The sequence below is a fragment of the Desulfonatronovibrio magnus genome (assembly GCF_000934755.1).
Taxonomy (GTDB): domain Bacteria; phylum Desulfobacterota; class Desulfovibrionia; order Desulfovibrionales; family Desulfonatronovibrionaceae; genus Desulfonatronovibrio; species Desulfonatronovibrio magnus.
Map to the genome: position 1 here is coordinate 1 of NZ_JYNP01000049.1, position 20,737 is coordinate 20,737.

The window sequence follows — 20,737 nt, forward strand, 5'->3', positions numbered from 1 at the left end:
CGCGATGCCTTTATTGAGCATCTGACTCATGACAGCTACGTGATCCAGGTATCTGAACTTAAGCAGCGTCGGCGTAACAAGCTTGAGCGGCTATTGTCATTTTTTGAACAAATGCATCTAAAGGCCAATGGACATCTCAAAGTTTACCATGATGATCTTGATGAAGAATTTCAAATTGTTCTGGATCGCCTGGCTCGTGCAGCTTTGGATAAGGTCATCCGTGATGAGATGGATGTTGAGGATGAATTTCTGGAGCTTTTAAAACGCAAGGAACGCTCTCACGCTGAAACCTTGAAGGCAACGAGAAAGGAGTTGGAAGAAGTTAAAGTAAGGGAAGAAGAAGCGCGTGCACGGGCAGAGGAAGCACGAACACGGGAGGAGGAAGCACGAACCCGGGAAGAGACTGAACGTCGTCAGAAGGAAGAAGCACTTGCCGAGCTTGCAGATCTAAAACGCATGCTGCAAAAGGTGAACACATGAGCATTTTGAATGCTGTTTCACTTTTCTATCAGTACAGCGACATCTTGTGTAAATTATGCTTTGTTCATCGGGGACTTGATCCAGGGACCAGGTATTTTTATTTGATCTTGCTGGACACTTGCCAAATGAATACCAAAACACTTTGACTGTCCAGTTCTTTATGGAGATGAGTTTATGGCTACATTAAGGGACTATGGTTCAATAATCAGATTCAGCAGGGATGACGGCCTGAAAAGATGTATGGGGAAAGTTGAGCTGGCCCAGGAAATGTCTCATATTTTTGTTAATGAAAGTTTGCCCAAATATCTACCTTCCTTAATCAAGGGCGTCCAGGAAAGGGATTGTCTTCTTGTTCAGAAGAATGCTCATGGTATCAAAGGTGGATGCGGGGCAATAGGTTTTATCAGGTGCATGGAAATGGCGTATGATCTGGAAAAGGCTGCAAAAGAAAATGATTATGATAGGGTTAAACTGATATTTCCATTATTGCTTGATGAGATCAACGAGGTATCTCAGCTTATTAAAGATGGTAGTTATAGCGAAAATATTAACAATTAACTGATAACAGATAACTTTTAACTCTGAAGTTAAGACAGGAACAGGTTATGAGCGGTGATTCTTTTGGCAGAATTTTTCGGGTTACTACTTTTGGTGAGTCCCATGGACCAGGCCTTGGGGGAATAGTTGAAGGATGCCCAGCAGGCATTGAAATCAGCGAAAATATTATTCAGGCAGAGCTGGACAGGAGAAAGCCTGGCAAGGGTCCACTTTCAACCAAAAGAAAAGAGCCTGATGTCGTCAGACTTTTGTCTGGAGTTTTTAATGGTATGACTACAGGTACAGCCATAGGTTTTTATATTGAAAATAAAGATCAGCGGTCAAAGGATTATTCCCAAATCAAGGATATTTACAGGCCCGGCCATGGCGATTATACTTATGATGCCAAGTTTGGGTTCAGAGATTATCGTGGGGGAGGCAGATCTTCAGGCAGGGAAACAGTATCGAGAGTTGCGGCCGGTGCCATTGCCGGGTCTTTATTGCAGAATTATGGAATCAGCCTGTTTGCTTATACTAAAGAGCTTGGCGGAATTTCCGCTGGCTTTAAGTCAGCTCAAGCCATCTACGAAAATGTTTTTGCCTGCGCTGATCCAGATTCAGTTCCAATATGGGAAAAATTAGTGGCAGAGGTCAAAAAAGAAGGGGATACCTTAGGTGGAGTTGTAGAGATTGTTGTTGAAAATGTTCCAGCTGGACTTGGTGAACCCGTGTTTGACAAACTCGATGCCAGACTGGCCTATGCCCTTATGGGAGTTGGGGCTGTTAAGGGTGTTGAAATTGGCAGCGGTTTTGAAGCAGCCAGGCTTAAAGGAAGTGAAAATAATGACACCATGACTAAAAGCGGTTTTAATTCCAATATGGCTGGAGGAATTCTGGCAGGTATTTCATCAGGACAGCCTGTAGTTGTCCGGGTGGCAGTGAAGCCCATTCCTTCCATAGCCAAAACCCAGACAACGCTTAACAATAAAGGTCAAGAGACTGATATTAATATCGGAGGCCGCCATGATATCAGTGCCATACCCAGGATTGTGCCTGTTTTGAAGGCTATGACTGCTATAACCGTTGCGGATATGCTCCTGCTTCATCAGGCAAGAAAGAATGAGTGATGCTCACATTGATAGATTTTATAACAGGATACATCAAAAGGCTTGAATTATGAAAATTCTTATTGCTGATGATGAAAGGATAAGCAGAAAAACAATTAGCAGAATTGTCGAGGAGTTTGGAGAAATTACTGCTGTTGATGATGGAAAAACTGCTTTTGCCAGCTTCATCAGGGCCCATGAGTCAGGCAAACCATTTGAACTGATACTTCTGGATGTTGGTATGCCTGGAATGCTGGGTACTGAGGTCCTTTTTTTTATCCGTAAATTTGAGGAAAAGAAGAATATTGATCCTGAAAACAGATCCAAGGTCGTAATTATTACTTCATATTCAGATGAAGAAACAGTTAAAAGCAGCATCAAGCATCAGTGCAACGCATATCTGCTTAAGCCATTGAACCGGGAAAAGGTCATGGCCAAGATCGGTGGGCTGTTAAAGGCTGCACCATCCGAGTAGTGTTAAAAAATCATGAGGTTATTATGAGAAAATTTATATGTGTAATGATTTGTTTAATTTTTTTGGCAACATTATCCTGTTCAACGACTCATGTTAATGAACAGACAAATGAGCTGAGTTACTTAGATCAGCTGCCACTTCTGCTGGATCGGGAGCTGTTTTTTGATGACGCAGATATTGACGGAGCCAGGCTGTCTCCAGATGGCAAGTCCATCATGTTTCGGCAAAGGTACAATGGGGTGATGAATATCTGGGTCAAAAGTATTGGCGAGCCCTTTGAAATGGCAAGGCCCATGACTGCTGACTCCCGTCCAGTGCATGGTTTCTTCTGGAGCAGAGACAGCAGGCTGATTCTGTATGTCCAGGACCAGGATGGTGATGAGAATTATAACCTTTTTGCAGTCAATCCAGCACATGAGCCTGATCCTGAGACAGGTGTTCCTGCTCCAAAAATTATTACTGAATATCAGGATGTTCAGACCAGAATTTTTTCTGTTCCCCGTGAAGATCATGAGCATATTATAATTGGCATTAATGAGCGGGATCCATCACTACATGATGCATACAGGGTAAATCTCAATACTGGTGAGCGTGAGCTGATTTTTGAAAATACTCAGAACATTACAGGCTGGACTTTTGATGACTATGGAAAATTACGTTTTGTTTCCAGACAGACCCCGGATGGAGGATCAGAAATCCTGAGGGTAGAGGAAGATGAACTTCAGCAGGTATATCAGGTAGCTTTTGGAGAAAGTGCCTGGATTACAAGGTTTTGTGAAGATAATGAGCGGGTATACATGGTCACAAACAAAGGTGATGATGTTGATCTCAGCAGACTGGTCATTTTTGATCCTGAAACCGGACGAAAAGAGCTTGTGCAAAAAGATCCCAAAGGCGAAGTAGATTTTGGAGGAGCAATTTTTTCTGAATTAACTCATGAATTGCTGGCTACTTTTTATGTTGGAGATAAGGCTCGGATTTACTTTCACGATGAGCAGTTCAAGGAAGATTATGAACAGATAAGATCACAAATCACTGAGGGAGATATTCATTTCAGATCAAGAAGTGATGATGAAAATACTTGGCTCATAGTAGTCAGTCGCGATATTGATCCGGGCAGCGTTTATACTTTTGACCGCAACACTCAGGAAGTTGATCTGTTGTACAGATCCAGGCCTGATCTGCCTTCAGACCATCTGGCATTTATGGAGCCCATCAGGTACAAGTCAAGGGATGGATTGTCCATTCCAGCTTATCTGACTCTGCCGAGAGGCCCGGAACCTGAAAACCTGGCATTGGTAGTGCTCCCGCATGGCGGCCCCTGGGTTCGGGATACATGGGGGTATGACCCGCAAGTTCAGTTTCTGGCAAATCGGGGATATGCGGTACTGCAGCCCAATTTCAGAGGATCTTCTGGTTTTGGCAAAAGTTTTTTGAATGCCGGTAACAAGGAATGGGGCACTGGTTATATGCAGCATGATATAACAGCCGGAGTTAAATATCTGATTGACAAAGGTATAGCCGATCCTGAACGTGTAGCTATTTACGGGGCATCCTATGGTGGGTTTGCTGCATTGTCCGGTCTGACTTTCACCCCGGATCTTTATGCGGCAGGTATATCCAATGTCGGCCCTTCCAATATTATTACCCTTATTGAATCTGTTCCACCTTACTGGCTGCCGGTAATCAGAACCTTTCATCTGCGTGTGGGCGATCCGGATGATCCGGAAGACAGGGCCAGACTGAAGGAACAGTCTCCACTTTTTTCAGCAGATCAGATCAAGGCCCCTCTGCTTGTGGTGCAGGGAGCTAATGATCCGAGAGTCATTCAGCGTGAATCAGATCAGATTGTAGAAGTTTTGCGTGAAAAGGGGAGGCAGGTTCACTATCTTGTGGCCCCTGATGAGGGGCACGGTTTCACTGCAAGAGAGAACAGACTTGCTTTGTTTGTGAAAATGGAACGCTTTTTTTCCCGGTATCTTGGAGGAAGATCTCAGACCCAAGTAGATCCGGATATCGCGCAAAGGCTTGAAGAAATTACTGTTTATCCCAGGTAAATATATTTCCCGCCCCCTGCAAAGGTAATAGGAAAATGAAATCAGACGACAAACTGTTAAATCTGCTTAAGCAAATTCAAGGTGTCAATGTATTGCCTTATGATTTGAATCAGGAAGAACTTGTGATTCTTGATTTGACAGCTGAAAATCAGGAAATGAATAATATAGATCCTGCTGATGCAGTGGCTTTCAGTAAATATATTTTATCGTTGTTGAACCGTTCTGGGGCGCGAGTGGCTATTGGCAAATATAATGAAAATAGAACCATATATGATAAAAGTGCTGTATTCGGCTCAGAAAATACTGATCAAGGCCAGCGTACTCGACGAAGAACTCTACATATTGGTCTGGACTTATGGACTGCATCAGGAACGTCAGTTCTGGCAGCACTGGATGGATGGGTGCACAGTTTTCAGGATAATAATGCACTGGGCGACTACGGACCGACCATTATCCTGAAACACGTAATTGACGAGGTTGAGTTTTTTACATTGTACGGACATTTAAACAGGCAATCTCTCGAAGAAAAAGATATCGGTCAATTTGTAAAGGCAGGCCAGGAAATAGCGCAACTCGGTGATCCTGATGAGAATGGCAACTGGCCGCCTCACCTGCACTTTGAAATTATTAGAGATATGCGCGGAATGCATGGAGATTTTCCTGGGGTGTGTGCTCTTAGCAGAAGAGATGAGTTTCTTGAACTATGTCCTGATCCTAATCTTCTTCTGAAAATCAAAGCCCTTATGGATTGACGGCCATGGGAGATTAAGCATTTCTGAAAAGTCAATATAGGGGGGGCATTATGCGTTTCTGACAATTAGATAGGGGACAGTCCCGAAGCCAGGAACAGTCCCAGCTCCAATCCATTCTGCCTTCCTTCCGTCTTCAGCTTCCCACTTTCCGCTTTCAGCCTTCCACCTTCTTTACTCCCTTAGAAAAAAGTGTCTGTTGCTCGCAACAGTCAGGCCCTTGACTTCTATGACTGGGTGGCCGTCCTGCTCGCTGACTCCCTGAGGCCAATGATAGTCAGGATCTATTTTACGATAGTAGCTTAGAGAGTACGGAAGCAGCTTCATCCATACACTGCCCTCATTTTTGTCTGGATCGCTGCTGTCTGGAATTTCAGCTTTGACTATTCTGGCTGTGAAGTTAAAATCTGCGTCTCCAAGAGGAGTTTTAACTGCGTACAGAGGCACTTCCCTTCCGCTCTGATGTCGGCGCAAATTGGTGGCTATATGAATGACTGTTGTGGCATCTACCGGTGAAGACGCGTTCCATTTTTCCTGGACCGGCATGCCCGCAGTATAAAGAAGCAGCAACTCTATTCCGATCTGCCTGCATTTATAGCAGATTTTTTTCATTTCATCTTCATTGTCGTTTATTCCTGATAAAAGAAGAATATTGTTGTAGACCGTGACTCCTTTGCTCAGGAAATTGCGGATAAGGTGGCCATGTACTTCTTGTATCTCTGAAGAATGAATGAATTGTGTTTCAAGCTCCACTCTTGTGGGAGAGGACGCATTGAGTAGATTGAGCCCGGCAATGGTGTCCACAACTTCATCACTGAAGAGATCGGGCTGATAAGCAAAAGTCAGGCTGCGTACCCGCATGGCCCTGATATGAGGTATCAGCTGCAGTTCTTTGGCATACATGGGCAACATTTCAACGCAATCCAAAAGGCTCTTGCGGGGAGTAAGAATAACATCGGTCAGTTCAGTATGCTCAGAGATGTAGTTCATGGCATCACGAAAGTCTTCAAGAGCCTGGATATCCATTTCAACAGTGGTCAGGTGAGGGCGTTTAAGTGCTGGTATCCCTGTATTAACAATGGAAAAGGGCAGGCGCTGATCTTTGATTGTTTCTTTTTGCAGAAATTCTAAATTTTCCTGTTTAAAAGGTCTGGCCGGGGCAGCGTGTTCAGTTATGGATCCAAGGTAAAGAGACTCATCGCCTATCTCTGCCATAAAAGCTGAATCCAAAGTGCCTGCACTGTTTACTCTTGCTTCCTTGAGTTCAAACTGAGGCGCAAATTCTCTGAAGTATTCCTGGGTATATGGAGAGCGAATCCATATTTTTCCGGAATATTCCCTGCTTGGCTCCACAGCCCATCCACTGGTGTTCCAGTCGATCTTTCCGATGCGGGTGGCAGTGCAGATGATGGGGATGGCCCGATCTGAAAGATAAGCGCGCATGTATGCGGCAGCCTTGTGACCTGCTGAAATGGGTGTCCAATAGACCTTGTTGCCCTGAATGGGGCTGCATGGGATATACACATAATGTATTTCAGAGCCTGCTCCGCGCAATTCATTATACAGGCTGGTAAGCTCCTGCCCTGAGTCGTTGCAATTGTTGAGGAAAGGTGTCTGGGTATAGACCCCGACTCCATTGCTGACCAGCTTGGAGATGATGTCTAAGCTGTAATGTGATATTTCATCAGGGTGGATAAAATGTGTAGCTATTTCAATACGCTTGTTGTCAGCCTGAAGGGATCTGCTTTTTTCAGTAAGATATTCCAGCCAGAATGATTCATGGGCATAAAAGAGCTGGGGATAATATGAGATGCATCTTGAGGCGATTCTAATGGTCTGGATGTGCGGAATCTGCTCGAGCCCTTCGATGGCGCAGGTCAGGGTGTCCTTGTTGAGTAATGGCTCCCCACCTGTCAAAACGATCTCCTTGATGCGCGGTGAGTTCTTAATGTGTTCTAATGCAGTAAGAACGTCTTTAATCTTGGGCGTCGGCAAATTGCGGCAATCCTTATGTTTGCGGAAACAGAATCTGCAATACACGGGACAACTCATATGCAGCACAAATATGGGCCGGTTCTGATACATCTGTTCCAGGAGCCCTTTATGAAACTGACCAACCCAGGTGTTTCTCAGCCCTGATTCGTCCAGTTCCTCTACAAAAGGCATAAATTGATAAGCTACATGCTTAGAAATGCGTGACTGCCTGATTACATGCTTGGATAAACGCACCGGATACTTGTCAATTACTTTCTGCAGATCTTCCCGTTCATCTTCAGGCACACTGACATTGGTCAGCTGTTCATAAGTGGCAACATCTTTTATGCCGCACAGTGTGTCACCAGGTATGATTACCTCCAGAATGGGCAGTAGAAATCTCTTGGGAAGCTCAATATCTCCGGCAAATACCCTGGTTTCTGATTTATGATTTGCAGGTTCAAGCTGAGAAATGACGGTCTTGAAAAAGTCATATTCGCTCATGCCGGCAACATGCAGAAGATTGGAAAAACGGTTTTCGGTACCCAGTATCCGGCAAAATTCCTGCCCCAGGAAAGCCGGTTCACCATAAAGGTCCAGAAATCCCAAAACAGCATTTTTCAATTCTTCAACAAATACTTCAATGTTTTCCCCTGAATGGGTGAAAGTAACATTAATCTCCTGCATGAGTGATTCCTTATTCTTGCACTATATAAGTTTGTGAGGCATGAAGTACTAATAACAGCACAATTATTTAAAGTTGATATTTCTTTTTTTCCACAATTCCATTTCATTCATTTTTTTACGCCGATCTCTTGCCAGTGACTTGCATACCAGTGACGCATTCTTTTTGAATCCCCATTTTTCTTTGTATTCGTCCGGGGTGAGATCGTGTTTGGCAAGGTGTTTTTTGGTTATTACCTTGAATTGCTTGCCACATTCAAGACAGATGATGGTTCTCTCCTTTATTGACTTTTTGGGATCAACTGCTGGTTCGTTCCTGACATCCTCTTCTTCACTGTCAGACATGGCTGATTGAATGCCTTTTGTTACTGTAAGAATCATGGAGTTAATTTCTTCCTCTGTCATGTTACGCACAGATGCTTGAGCTTTCACAATTTCCAGGGCCTGTTTAAGATGGTCTTCCATTTTTTTTCTCCTTGTTGTTAATGGATATTTGTAATGTCTTGGTCTTTTACATGGGGCATAAAAAATTGCATACTCAGTAATTATTTTCGTTTGATATGAAAATTATAATTAAAAAAATGTGCTGGCATGCTTGCCCTTATCTCTTCAATGAACTGATCTGATACAGATATTATAAATATAATGTTATATATTATTGACTACTTGTGAAGATGTGTCAAGTCTTAATACATTTGTGAAAATAATTGCTTATAATGATGTCGCCAAGTGCAGGCCGTGTAATACTGATTATGGCATTTTCAACTATTATCTGATCATTAAAATATATTAATTTTACTGCAACAGTCAATTTTCAAAGTGCTACTCAAGAGCTTGTCATCAAAAGGAATATACTGATATAATGTTTTCATGATGATAAGAATAATGATTGATTCTTAACGTTCAATGTTGATGGTTTTTTTGATATATTTGCTCATGGTAAAATTCGTCAGAGGCATAGCATTTTTCACAATTTCATATGCCAGGGAAGCAATAAGGGGAGCATTACGCGTTTCTGAAAACTGTAAATTTGAATTGTATGTCATAGCTATTTTGGTAATAAAACCCGATTGTGACGGCTTGGCATGGCTTACAGCCCGGAGGTGGACTGTCCCTGGCTTCGGAACTGTTCCAAATTGACTTTTCAGAAACGCGTAGTGCTCCCAAGCAATCCCTGCATCTTATATGAGTTGGAAATACCTTGACAATCAGCCCTGACATTTGCTTTATATATACTTGACAGCGTATTCATTTGCAGGACCATGCCGAACAGGGTGTTGCCGCTAACATGAGAGTTTAAAGTTCCTGGTTGAAAGAAGTACTGTAATCAAATTTGGATGGATACGCGAAATATTCCCCCTGACTTGCGGGGACTTCTTTAACTGATTTTTCAGAGACGTGTAATACTCTCTTAGAAGCTCCTCACCCGGGCTGGCCGGGACCGAACGTGTGAGTAACTTTACGAGTCTGTCACTTTTCTGGAAATTGGGACAGTCCCCGCGAGGTACTATAAAAAAGTTTGATGCTGCATTGGTCCCTGGAAGAAATTGGCTTTAATGACAAAATTTACACAGCGAGGGACAGTCCCTGTGCCAGGCTCAAAGTTCCAATCTTTGACGGAACTTTGCTGGCAAATGTGCATGAATCATAAGCAAAAATCATAAAAATGTGAAAATTGTAACCATTTGAATTTATTAGCAAAACGATTATAGTTACTTGTAAGCTCCTCACCCGGGCTGGTCGGGTGAGGGGCTTCTGATGAAGTAAAGATATTAACTATATTAATGAGGTGTTCTGATGAGATTAGTGACCCGTTCAGACTTTGATGGATTAGGTTGTGCTGCTGTGCTTAGGGAGGCCGGTATAATCGATAAAGATATTTTGTTTGTTCATCCAAAAGATGTGCAGGATGGAAAGGTAGAGGTTAATGAAAATGATGTTATGGCAAATATTCCGTATGTAGAAGGTTGCGGAATGTGGTTTGATCATCACTCCAGTGAAGATGAAAGGCTCAACATCAAGAACTTCAAGGGCAAAAGCGACAGTTCGGCCAAGAGCGCTGCAAGAGTCATATATGACTATTATGGAGGAAGAGAAAAGTTTCAGAATGAACACCTTGATGATCTGGTCAAAGCAGTTGACAAAGCTGATTCAGCCGATTTTACCAGAGAGGAAATATTAAATCCCACTGGCTGGCCTCTTATTTCATTTGTAATGGATCCCAGAACAGGCCTTGGAAGGTATCGTGATTACAGGATAAGCAATTATGCCCTGATGGAGGATATGATTGATTACTGTCGCACAATGAAAGCTAATGAGATATTAGAGCTTTCAGATGTAAAGGAACGGACCGCACGATATTTTGAGCAGAATGAAAAGTTCAAGGAAATGCTCCTTAATAACAGTAAGGTTGATGGTAATTTAGTCATTCTGGATCTGAGGAATCAGGAAGAAATTTTTACAGGAAACCGTTTTTTGCTTTACTCACTTTTTCCGGATCAAAATGTTTCTCTGCAGATTATCTGGGGGCTAAAAAAACAGAATGTTGTTTTTACCTGTGGTTACAGTATTTTGAAAAAAGATGCCACTGCTGATATTGGTTCCCTCATGTTGAAGTTTGGTGGAGGAGGGCACAAAAAAGTGGGAACCTGCCAGGTGCCGATTGAAAAAGCAGACCAGGTACTTAAGGAAATTGTAGATAGTTTGAGGGCCTGATGTGCGGCAGGGTAGGGTTTTATGACGGGCAAATCTCTGCTGAATGAGAAAAGTTGAAGAAAACTTTTCCAGCAAAAGCGTTTGTTTAGAAAGAATTAGCCTGGTACTGATACGCCTGAATACCTCTTTGTAGTTGTGGTGCTGCTACAAACTTTTCAAAGTCAGGGTTGTCCTGCCGGTAGTGATGAGGTATGTTTTGATTAATACGGGCAGACTCTGCTTCATAAGGCGAGTTTTCTTCTCCGGAGAACGGGTCTGCCTGTGTGGATTCAGCTGTGTTGCGCTGTTCTTCCTGTTCTTCACGTTCCTTGTTCATTTTTTCTGTTCGTGCTTCTGCTTCCATTTGCGATGCCTGTGCAGCAACATTCATATCCTGTGCAGAAGGTGCGGCAGGTGCAAGAGCAGCCTGCCTGACTGTTTGTGCCTTTTTCTCGGTCATTTCAGGATTTCCTGGAACTGGAGAGGTGTCTATTGACACTTCTCCACCCACTGCATACTGTCTACCATCCGGTCCTGTTTCATAACTATAATTTGCTCCACTTGTAATGTATTGTCCTCCTGCTGCTATATGGGCCTGTTCATGGGCCCGCACTTCTGCATCGCGTTGTTTGAGTTCATCAAGAATTTGTCTTTCTTCTGCTGAAAGCTCCTGTTTATCTAACGGGTTTGTAAATTCAAGCTTTTCAGAATTATCTCCACTGCTTTGTTCATTTTCGGAGCCAGGGTGCTTGCCTTGAGGTCCTGCAGGATTCAAAATATTCCTTGGACTAAAATCCCTCTCCTTGTCATTAAGATAGTCCTGACCACTATCTTCAAAAGAAGATTCGTGCACAAGTCTGGCATCCGGGCCGTATCCCTGATTGAGTAAATGACCTTCAGGCCTGGCTTCACTTACTCTTTCTGAAGATGGTTTATCCTGACTCGGACGCTGGGTCAGGGATGTTTTGTCCTGTGGCATGCCAGGTTGTGCAAAGCTTCCAGCAACCATGGCTGCTCCATGGGTCTGATCAGAATGGTTTGAGCTCTGCTCAGAAGGAGATGCTGCTCTGGAGGGACAATATGGACAGGGACTGCCTGATGAGCAGATATGCTCCTCAATTCCATTATTGACCTGACCTTGCTGATTCATTACAGCATACATGTTGCCTGTTTGGGACGAATCTAAGCTTGTTGTCTGCATAATTTAATCGTCTTTTTTTACATGTTAAAGTGTCGCTGCAGTGTTAATAGAAGCATTACGCGTTTCTGAAAACTTTAATTTTGAGTTGAATGTCATAGCTATTTTGATGTAAAAACCCGATTATGTCGGCTGGGCACGGGGACTGTCCCCTATTAACTTTTCAGAAACGCGTAATGCTCCCGTGTTAATAGTTGAAGAAAAAGATCATGGTTTCAAGTGTTCTAAGGCTGATGTTTTCTTCCGGGAGAAGCCGTTTATTGATTTTTCACTATACTGGTTTATTCGTTATCGGCTGATTTTTAAAAAAACTTTAGGTTTTTTTTGTAAAATCTTTTATTTTTTCTTTGGGGTGTATGGTGCGAGAAAAAAGATTTCTTGTTGTGGATGACAGCGGCATGGTCAGAATGCATATCCGCAAGCTGCTGGAAAGTATTTTTGCCTCAGTAACAGTTCATCAGGCAGAGGATGGTCATGCTGCTTTAGAATTGCTCGATAAGGAAAAGGTAGACATAGTTATTTCAGACTGGAATATGCCCAACATGAGTGGAGAGGAACTGCTGTACGAAATACGCAGCAGTGAAAAACTTAAAAATACTCCTTTTATCATGATGAGCACCAATGACAGCCGGGATTTTTTGATTACAGCTATTCAACTTGGTGTAACCCAATATATTGTCAAGCCTTTTTCCGCAAATGAGCTGGAAGAAAAGATACACTCCTGCATAGGAATGTTAAACCGCAGGCGAGAGAAACGTTATGCCCTTCCTCAGCATGTTGCCAGACTGACCATAGACAAGCAGACCTTTGAAGGTACACTTATCGACCTCAGCCGGACCGGTGCTGCTTTCACTCTGGACCAGTTCAGTCCGTCGTTTGTCCTTTATAAAGTATGTACCCTTGACCTGATAGTTCCGTGCAACAGAAGTCTTGACAAATCTTCTATGCTCATCAGCGGCTTGAATGGCAGGATTGTACGTCTGGAGGCCAAGGACACCTTTCATCCAACCTCAACCGAATTTCAAGGAGCCTTGTATTTTAACCCTGTCAATATGAAAAGAGAAGTTGAAAGCAAGCTTAATAAGCTTATTAAGTTGCTGGCAGGGAGAACGCCTGATTATATCAATAATGAGTAATGATACACTGCAGATGGGAGCATTGATAGTCTCATTTTGTGGTAAGCTCTTCACCCGGGCGGACCGGAACCGAACCTGTGAGTAACTAAAAAATCAGCCTTAGCGCGTTAGAGATTGCCGCGCTCGAAGACTCGCTCGCAATGACACCTGAGCTGTCAGGGATGTAGTTGCGCAAAACCTGTCACCCACGAGGGAGCCTAAGCGACCGAAGCAATCTGTATGGCAAAACCATAATGCTTTGAATTTATTACTTATTCGATTATAGTTGCTTGTAAGTATGACCCGGAAGAGCCAGTTCCAGTGCAACATTCAAAGAGCTAAACAATTACCGATATAAATTTTTTTTAAGGTTAAATTCTTTTGTTGAATTTTTTGAGTTTATGAGTAAGATCTTTTCAGGAGAGAAGAAATTTAAACGTTATGCAAAAGGAGTAAGAAATGCAGAAGACACAGTTTATCGCAAACCTTGCTGAAAAAACTGGATTCACCAAGGCCGATGCTGACAAAGCTCTTAATGGTGTCCTTGAGATCATTACAGAGCAACTTAAGCAAGGTGATAAGGTTACACTTACCGGGTTTGGAACTTTTTCCGTTGGAGAAAGGGCACCGAGGAAAGGTCGCAACCCCCAGACCGGAGATCCCATTGATATTCCAGCAGCCAGGGTTCCCAAGTTTAAGGCTGGAAAAGCGCTTAAGGATGAAGTGTCATAAAGTCATGGTAGCAGTTTAGCCCTTTGCTTGTGCAGCTATTTTTTGCCCTGAGGCAAAAGCAAGGAAGCAAGATGGTTTTGCAGGCACGTTAACTCGATGAAAATCATCGTTTTAAAGTAATCGTCAGGAAGAGTGTAGTTGCCATCCTGGAAGGGCTAAACTGATACATATATTTTGATTCGCTCTAAAACAAGTTGATTTCTTTACGAAAACAGCAGCATCAAATCCTTGCCCCCAAATACAACTTTGTCAGAATTATTCCTGCTTCAGCTGATTCATAAAGCTCTTCAGATCAACCTCAGTCCAATTCTGGTCTTCCGGCACTCTAAGCCACATCCTTAAAGTTTCAGGCTCTGCGATAACCTGGTAAACAGTTCTGATTGTACCTTGTTCCGGCCAGGTTGCCCCTCCTTTTTCAATGGGAGTCTCCAGAACTGTTTTCATTGTATCAATATTTATCCTTCCTTTCAGTTTACGAGCTAAATCAAGCAAGTTTTCCCGTCTTTGAATGGATTTAAACCCAGTGTTACACTGCATTCCAATGCCCCAGTCCGGATGGACGAAGTGATTCGATGAAATCAGCAGTCCTGGCTGGTCACAATGTCTTTTTTTTAAATCAAAGGGCGGCCATTCATAAGAATAACCCCTGTTTCTGTCAGCAGCATTGATAATGAACGAAAAGTTGGAACGAGTAGTGTTCATGGCTGCATCAAACTGATCTAAGGTTGAGTAGTCCAGCAAAAAGGTCAGAAGATTTACTATAACATGAACTCGGTTGGTAAATTCCAGGCCTCCTCCAGAAGGAAGGCCGTTATTAAGCTGCACAAAAAGCCCCGCAGCATTCATACCTGTGGTAGCGTAGAAGACACCGGGGAAAGTAACGAAGGCAGTGGGAATGGCAGAAGGGGGATTAAGTACAGTCAGGGTCAAGGGAGCGACAAAATCAGCATAGCTGTCAAACCAGTCATAATTTCTCCCTGCAATGAGAGGCTTGTTTCCTGTAAATTCATCCCATGCAAAGACAGATGAACATCCAGGCATGACTCCGTAAAGTTCAAGTGCGTTTAGAAGAATATGCTCTTCCCGGGAAAGTTTTGAAGTTTCAGACATGCCGAATATAAACTGTTTGAACCTTTCTGGGTAGAACTGAAAAAGGCTGCTGGCTGCAGAAAGCATTTCTGATGGATCCAGCCCTTTGTTTTTTATGAACCATTGGTTTACTGCCTTGTTCAGCAGGTCACGCAGATCATCAGCGAGAAGTGAGCCATATTGTCTGCCCATACCCCTGTAATCTCCGCACAAGTGCAAAACACTTACGCACTGGTCCTTGAATAATTTTCCCTGTTCAAAAGTCTTATGAGGCTCTGATTTTTTGTTTATCATGACTGTGGATATTGTTTAGAAGTGAAAAAAACAGATGTTGTAAAAAAAATGCAGACAGAAACATGCAGCCAGACTTCTGTGTCTTTCCCAGATGATACCGAAAATAATTGAAGGAAAAAAAACAGCCATACTCCACAAAACTGACTGATAAAAGAGATGGGCAGCCACAAACAGCAAAGAGGTCAGGATATTGGCCAGAGAAATCCCAATAAGCTTAACACGAAAAAGTTTAAATGTCAGAAAATGGTCATGGATTATATACCTGAATAGAGTTTCCTCCATCAGTGCCAGAAGAGCCAGTGCCCAGAACGCTGGCATAGTATCTGGAGAAGGAAGGAGAAAAGCCGTAATCCCCAGTGCAAGGAAGATGTAAAATAAATAATCCCTGTACCACAGGTTTCTTTTGTATGACCGCTTAATGGCCATAATGTAAGCAGATGAACGTTACTTTTTTTGCTCCATGGCTTTTTTAAGTTGCAGCCCCAATGATCCAAGGTTTTTGTTTTTTGCTGTGGCATAGGATTTCCAGTCGTCGGACTGCACATCTTCTGCTGGTTTCAAAGAGATACGCCTCGCTGCTTCATCAACAGACTCCACAGCAATCATGATTTTATCTCCAGGCTTTTTGCTGGTCAGGGTCTGGTCCTGGGAACGGTTTAGTATGGAAGCCGGAATAAGGCCTACTACACCTGGCTCCAAAGCTACCAGCATGCCAAAATCTGCCATCCTTTCCACTTTTCCTTCGACTTGGGAATTTTTTGGATAGCGAGCACTTACCTCAGCCCAGGGATCCCCTTCAGCGTCGCGCATGCTTAAAGATATTCTTCTTTCCTGGGGATCAATGTTCAACACCTTGACCTGAATATTCTGTCCAGTATCAACCTCGTCTTCGGGCTTATTTACCCTTTTCAGGTAGCTCATTTCACTGACATGAACCAGCCCTTCGATACCAGGAGATATTTCCACAAAAGCGCCAAAAGGTGCGATGCGGGTCACTACCCCATCAACCACGCTGCCCGGACTGAATATCTCATCAATTTTTTCCCAGGGATCTGTCTGAGCCTTCTTCATGGACAGCCCGATTCGTACACCTTTTTCATGGTCTTCAATGTTCAAAAGCTCGGCAGATACTTTCTCGCCAACAGATACAGCTTCTGCAGGATCAAGGTTTCTGGACCAGCTCATTTCACTGACATGGACAAGACCTTCAAGGCCGGGAGCTATTTCAACAAAAACTCCATAAGGCTCGATTCTGGTAACTGTGCCCTGACAATTGTCTCCAGGCTGAAATTTTTCTCTAAATTCACGCAGAGCTTTGGCAGCTTCTTTCTCGAGAAGCGATCTTCTTGAAACAACAATATTGCGTCCATTGGATTCCACTCGACTGACTAAGAAAAGTAGAGTTTCACCCACCAGGGTTTGAGGATCATCAACAATCCGGCTGTCTATCTGGCTCATGGGGCAAAACGCAAGATGGCTGCCCATGACCTGAACTCTGTAGCCGCCCTTGCATGTTTCCTTAACTTTGCCCTGCACTGGAATCTCCTGTTCCATGGCCTGGACAAGCTGTTCTGTTCCTCCATGTACGCCAAAGGAAGCAGCGAGACGTATTCCAGCATGGTCCATTGAAACCACAAAAAGTTCAACTGTATCGCCTTCCTGAATGTTCAGATTACCTTCATCGTCCAACAGGTCCTGCTTATCTGCTACCCCGTCAATTTTTGTTCCGGTGTCAATGTATACCTGCTCCTGACCAATGCTGATCACTTTACCCCGCACCTTGTCTCCGGGCTTAAGCTCGGGCCCGGTATCCATCTCTGAATCGGCCAGCATTTCGGCAAAACTAAGCTGCTCATCTCTGTCTTCCATCATCATACTCCTGATTGTGTTTTTTTCATGGATAATGCAATTCGATTTCTGCGAATATCGACATCAATTACCTGAACCTGTACCTTTTGACCTGGAGAGGCTATGTCATGAGGATTCCTGATGAATCTGTCCGCCATCTGGCTGATATGTACCAGGCCGTCCTGGTGAACGCCTACATCTACAAAGCAGCCAAAGTTGGTTACATTGGTCACAATGCCAGGAATAATCATTCCAGGTTCAAGGTCCTCAATGGCATGAACATCTGCGAAACTGAAAGGGATAAACTTTTCTCTTGGGTCACGTCCGGGTTTATCCAGCTCAGACATAATATCCTGCAATGTGTGCAGGCCCACTTCCCGGGAAATATAGTCGTGAATATTTATTCTGGCTCGAAGGTCAGGATTGTTTACCAGCTCTTTAATTGTGGATTGAATATCGGTAGCCATTTTGTTCACCAGGCTGTAGCGTTCAGGGTGGACAGCGCTGGCATCCAGAGGGTTGCTGCTTTCTTCAACCCGAAAGAATCCTGCTGCCTGCTCAAAGGTGCGGGCTCCCAGCCGGGGGACTTTAGTCAGAGACTTTCTGTCTTTGAATGGTCCGTTTTCAGTCCTGTACTGAACCACAGCTTTTGCCAGACTCGGGCCAAGACCGGCCACGTAAGAGAGTAAAGCTGCACTGGCAGTGTTCAATGATACACCAACCCGGTTTACACAAGAAGATACAACATTATCGAGACGCTTGCGCAGCAGGCTTTGATCCACATCATGCTGATACTGACCTACTCCAATAGCCTTGGGATCAATTTTGACCAGCTCAGCGAGAGGGTCCATAAGCCTGCGGCCAATGGAAACAGCTCCTCTGACAGTGATGTCATGGTCTGGAAATTCTTCTCTGGCAATATCCGATGCAGAATAAACAGATGCTCCTGATTCGTTTACAAGCAAAACAGGTATTTTGAGGTCAAGAGCTCGAAAAAATGTTTCTGTTTCTCTGCCTGCAGTACCGTTGCCAATGGCAATGGCAGATATCTGGAATCTGTCAAGCAGGTTGGAGATGGCATAGCCAGCCTTATTTGGTTTGTCAAAAGGGTGGATCAGAGCGTGGGCAGCAAGATTGCCATTTTCATCGAGTACCACCACTTTGCAGCCTGTCCTGAATCCAGGGTCAACAGCCATTACAGGTTTTGATCCCAGCGGAGGACTCATGAGCAAGGATTCGAGATTAGTGGCAAAGACCTGAATTGCTTCCAGATCCGCTTTTTCCTTTAGATTTTTTCTAAGCTCATTCTCCAAGCTCGGAGCTAAAAGCCGTTTCCAGGAGTCTGAGGCTGCTGCGTCTACCTGAAGTGATGATTTGTTATTTCCAGACAAAACCTGTCGCTGAATTATTTCCAAGGCTGCTGAGTTGTCCGGTCTAATGCTAAGGTGTAAAATTTTTTCCCGTTCGCCTCTGAACATGGCCAGAATTCTATGGGTACCTGCTTTAGAAGCCGACTCCTGATGATCAAAATAATCACTATAAGTGTGGCCATCGACTTCTCTGCCTTTCATAACCCGGCTTTTAACTAATGATTTTGTGGCAAAGAGGTGTCGGAGTCTGGCTCGAATTTCAGCATCCTCGCTGATTTTTTCAGCCAGAATATCTCTGGCTCCAGCCAGAGCTGTGTCCTGGTCAGGAACCTCGTCGTTAACAAACTTCTCTGCTTCTTTATCAGGATCCACATGGTCCTGCTGGATCCAGAGAATTTCAGCCAGTGGTTCCAGCCCTTTTTGTCTGGCAATGGCTGCTTTAGTTTTGCGTTTGGGGCGATAGGGCAGGTATAGGTCTTCCAGAGTGGTTGGATTTTCAGTGTTTTTAATGGAACTTATAAGTTCAGCGTCGGTTATCCCTTTTTCATTCAGTGTGGCAAGTATTGTTTTTCGCCTTTGTTCCAATTTTTCAAGGGCTTCAAGGCGATTTATGATTTCTGAAATTTTTACTTCATCGAGATTCCCGGTCTTTTCTTTTCTGTATCTGGCAATGAATGGTATAGTACCACCCTGAGAAACAAGAGACTGGACAGCTGAGATCTGGTCTGGATTGAGGCTCAGTTCAGCCGCGATTTTATTATGATTGATAGACATGCGTTGTACTGTAAAGATGGGGATTACAAATAAAATTGGAAAAGAAAACAGGCCCTCGGCTTTACGCAAAAGTGGTAAAATAATAGTGAACAGTTACACGACGCTAAAATATATATTCCTGTTTGTGCCTTGATTGGGAGCATTACGTGTTTCTGAAAAGTCAATAGGGGACAGTCCCGAAGCCAGGGACAGTCCCCGTGCCAGGCCGACACAATCGGGTTTTAACATCAAAATAGCTATGACATTCAACTCAAAATTAAAGTTTTCAGAAACGCGCAATGCTACAGTGCCTTGATTCAAATAAAAGGATTGTTTGAAGCAGTCAGTTTATGTCTTTTTGCCGGGATAATCAACTGATTTGAAGTGAAAAATATGACAAGGGCTATAATATGCAATAATGGACGGCAATATATAATCTTACGCGCCAACCGCCCTGGCCAGATTGTTGGAATTAACTAATGCATGGTACTTTTGGGGGTCAAAAGGATAGTCCCAGGAACCGCTTCTGTACTCAATGCGACCTCCAAAGCCGGTCTTGAAGCGGTATAGGCCATAAAATGGATGGTCCCTGTTCAGGGAGGGAGATATAGCACCCATGTCATAAGTATGGCATCCGCCAGCTTTAGACTGCAGCATGGCCTCCCAATGCATGGCGTAAGGAGCCATGAAATTTCGCTTTGTATTGGATGAAGCTCCATAAAGATACAATGCGTTTTTATTTGAGATGCCGATAATTGCGCCAGCCAGAATATCCTGATTGTGAGTGGCAAGAAGGAAGAGCAGCCTGGAATCATCCTGACTTCTTAAGTTTGTGTTAAACAATGCGGTAAAGTGTCTGTATTCACAGATGGAAAAATTATTTCGTTGGGCAGTTTGTACATAAAGATCATAAAATTCATGAAGCCTTTCAGGCCCGGCCTGAATTACCCTTACTCCTTTGCGCTCAGCCAACCCGATATTGTATCTGGTTTTGGACTTCATATTGTTTAAAATCTTCTTTTCAGGTATATTTATGTCAACAATCAGCGAGCTGGATACTGTCATATCCATTGAAGCCTTTCTGAGATTCCACTGACTTGTTCCCATGTTCATACGCATTTCTCTTAATTCTGCCCTGGGATAGTCCAGACGCTTTTGCTGCCTGATTTCTTCAGCGTACTGAGATTTCCAGGGAAGATCATACCTGATGAAGGATATGTCAGAGCCAAGGTGCTGGAACATGGCTTGAGACAATTTTTCAAGATACAGACCGTATTCCTCTTGATTATCAGGCCCACATTCAGGGCCTTGAGGAATATATGCGGCCCTGCCACCGGCTCCATGTGGCTGAATAAGGACGAGAATGTCTCCCTTGCTGGAGGGAGACTTGACATCAAAAGCCACAGGCTTGAAGCCCAGGCATGATTTGACACGACTCCAGAATGGTGTCTGAAACAGGATATCCGTCGGCAACAGGCTTTTGGTTGTTTTTGGTATCAGCTTGATTTTCATGGCCGCACCTGTGACCATGGATTGATCAAGTTGTCAAGAAAATATTTGGATTTGCATGATTTGGGGTGTA

At 43.6% G+C, this 20,737-nt stretch carries 17 protein-coding genes; 9 read left to right on the forward strand and 8 right to left on the reverse strand.

Annotated features, from left to right (window positions below):
• The 6 genes from LZ23_RS24540 to LZ23_RS06445 all read left to right on the forward strand — a co-directional run.
• The coding region (locus LZ23_RS24540) for a hypothetical protein (protein WP_198145919.1) at nucleotides 1-480 on the forward strand (480 nt) is incomplete at its 5' end.
• Nucleotides 481-654: 174 nt separating this feature from the next.
• Nucleotides 655-1,038 (forward strand): Hpt domain-containing protein, encoded by a 384-nt coding sequence (locus tag LZ23_RS06425; RefSeq protein WP_045212583.1) that lies wholly within the window; start codon nucleotides 655-657, stop codon nucleotides 1,036-1,038.
• A gap of 47 nt (nucleotides 1,039-1,085) precedes the next feature.
• Entirely contained in the window at nucleotides 1,086-2,144 is a 1,059-nt protein-coding gene (gene aroC / locus LZ23_RS06430) for a chorismate synthase (RefSeq protein ID WP_045212584.1), read from the forward strand.
• A 49-nt stretch (nucleotides 2,145-2,193) separates the two neighbouring features.
• The gene (locus tag LZ23_RS06435; RefSeq protein ID WP_045212585.1) at nucleotides 2,194-2,598 is read left to right on the forward strand and encodes a response regulator; all 405 of its coding nucleotides are present in this window, start codon (nucleotides 2,194-2,196) and stop codon (nucleotides 2,596-2,598) included.
• Between the two features lie 23 nt (nucleotides 2,599-2,621).
• Nucleotides 2,622-4,655, forward strand: coding sequence for a S9 family peptidase (locus tag LZ23_RS06440; protein WP_045212586.1), 2,034 nt, complete (start codon nucleotides 2,622-2,624; stop codon nucleotides 4,653-4,655).
• Nucleotides 4,656-4,690: 35 nt separating this feature from the next.
• Complete coding sequence (locus tag LZ23_RS06445) at nucleotides 4,691-5,407, forward strand: peptidoglycan DD-metalloendopeptidase family protein (protein WP_045212587.1); 717 nt, start codon at nucleotides 4,691-4,693, stop codon at nucleotides 5,405-5,407.
• A 171-nt stretch (nucleotides 5,408-5,578) separates the two neighbouring features.
• Here LZ23_RS06445 and LZ23_RS06450 read toward each other — a convergent pair whose 3' ends face one another.
• Nucleotides 5,579-8,065, reverse strand: a complete 2,487-nt coding sequence (locus tag LZ23_RS06450; protein ID WP_045212589.1) for a radical SAM protein — start codon at nucleotides 8,063-8,065, stop codon at nucleotides 5,579-5,581.
• Between the two features lie 63 nt (nucleotides 8,066-8,128).
• Nucleotides 8,129-8,527 carry a Ros/MucR family transcriptional regulator gene (locus LZ23_RS06455; RefSeq protein ID WP_045212590.1) on the reverse strand — a complete coding sequence of 133 codons (399 nt, stop codon included), beginning with the start codon at nucleotides 8,525-8,527 and terminating at the stop codon, nucleotides 8,129-8,131.
• Nucleotides 8,528-9,859: 1,332 nt separating this feature from the next.
• On the opposite strand from LZ23_RS06455, the gene LZ23_RS06460 reads away from it, so the two are divergent.
• Nucleotides 9,860-10,777, forward strand: a complete 918-nt coding sequence (locus LZ23_RS06460) for a DHH family phosphoesterase (RefSeq protein ID WP_045212591.1) — start codon at nucleotides 9,860-9,862, stop codon at nucleotides 10,775-10,777.
• 85 nt (nucleotides 10,778-10,862) lie between these two features.
• On the opposite strand, the gene LZ23_RS22390 is transcribed toward LZ23_RS06460, so the two are convergent.
• Complete coding sequence (locus tag LZ23_RS22390) at nucleotides 10,863-11,957, reverse strand: putative metalloprotease CJM1_0395 family protein (RefSeq protein WP_084590919.1); 1,095 nt, start codon at nucleotides 11,955-11,957, stop codon at nucleotides 10,863-10,865.
• A 353-nt stretch (nucleotides 11,958-12,310) separates the two neighbouring features.
• Between LZ23_RS22390 and LZ23_RS06470 the strand changes: the two genes are divergently transcribed.
• Both LZ23_RS06470 and LZ23_RS06475 read left to right on the forward strand, forming a co-directional pair.
• Nucleotides 12,311-13,090 carry a response regulator gene (locus LZ23_RS06470; RefSeq protein WP_198145920.1) on the forward strand — a complete coding sequence of 260 codons (780 nt, stop codon included), beginning with the start codon at nucleotides 12,311-12,313 and terminating at the stop codon, nucleotides 13,088-13,090.
• Nucleotides 13,091-13,528: 438 nt separating this feature from the next.
• Entirely contained in the window at nucleotides 13,529-13,801 is a 273-nt protein-coding gene (locus LZ23_RS06475; protein ID WP_045212592.1) for an HU family DNA-binding protein, read from the forward strand.
• 255 nt (nucleotides 13,802-14,056) lie between these two features.
• On the opposite strand, the gene LZ23_RS06480 is transcribed toward LZ23_RS06475, so the two are convergent.
• From LZ23_RS06480 to LZ23_RS06500, 5 genes are all read right to left on the reverse strand, one after another.
• Nucleotides 14,057-15,184, reverse strand: coding sequence for a C45 family autoproteolytic acyltransferase/hydrolase (locus LZ23_RS06480; RefSeq protein ID WP_052507159.1), 1,128 nt, complete (start codon nucleotides 15,182-15,184; stop codon nucleotides 14,057-14,059).
• Between the two features lie 15 nt (nucleotides 15,185-15,199).
• Nucleotides 15,200-15,610 (reverse strand): JDVT-CTERM system glutamic-type intramembrane protease MrtJ, encoded by a 411-nt coding sequence (gene mrtJ, locus LZ23_RS06485; protein ID WP_052507160.1) that lies wholly within the window; start codon nucleotides 15,608-15,610, stop codon nucleotides 15,200-15,202.
• A gap of 18 nt (nucleotides 15,611-15,628) precedes the next feature.
• Nucleotides 15,629-17,059 (reverse strand): S1 RNA-binding domain-containing protein, encoded by a 1,431-nt coding sequence (locus tag LZ23_RS06490; protein ID WP_052507161.1) that lies wholly within the window; start codon nucleotides 17,057-17,059, stop codon nucleotides 15,629-15,631.
• Nucleotides 17,056-19,176 (reverse strand): Tex family protein, encoded by a 2,121-nt coding sequence (locus tag LZ23_RS06495; RefSeq protein ID WP_045212594.1) that lies wholly within the window; start codon nucleotides 19,174-19,176, stop codon nucleotides 17,056-17,058. The genes LZ23_RS06490 and LZ23_RS06495 overlap by 4 nt, the downstream gene beginning before the upstream one ends.
• A 417-nt stretch (nucleotides 19,177-19,593) precedes the next feature.
• Entirely contained in the window at nucleotides 19,594-20,667 is a 1,074-nt protein-coding gene (locus LZ23_RS06500) for a lipid II:glycine glycyltransferase FemX (protein ID WP_045212595.1), read from the reverse strand.
• Nucleotides 20,668-20,737: the final 70 nt, after the last annotated feature.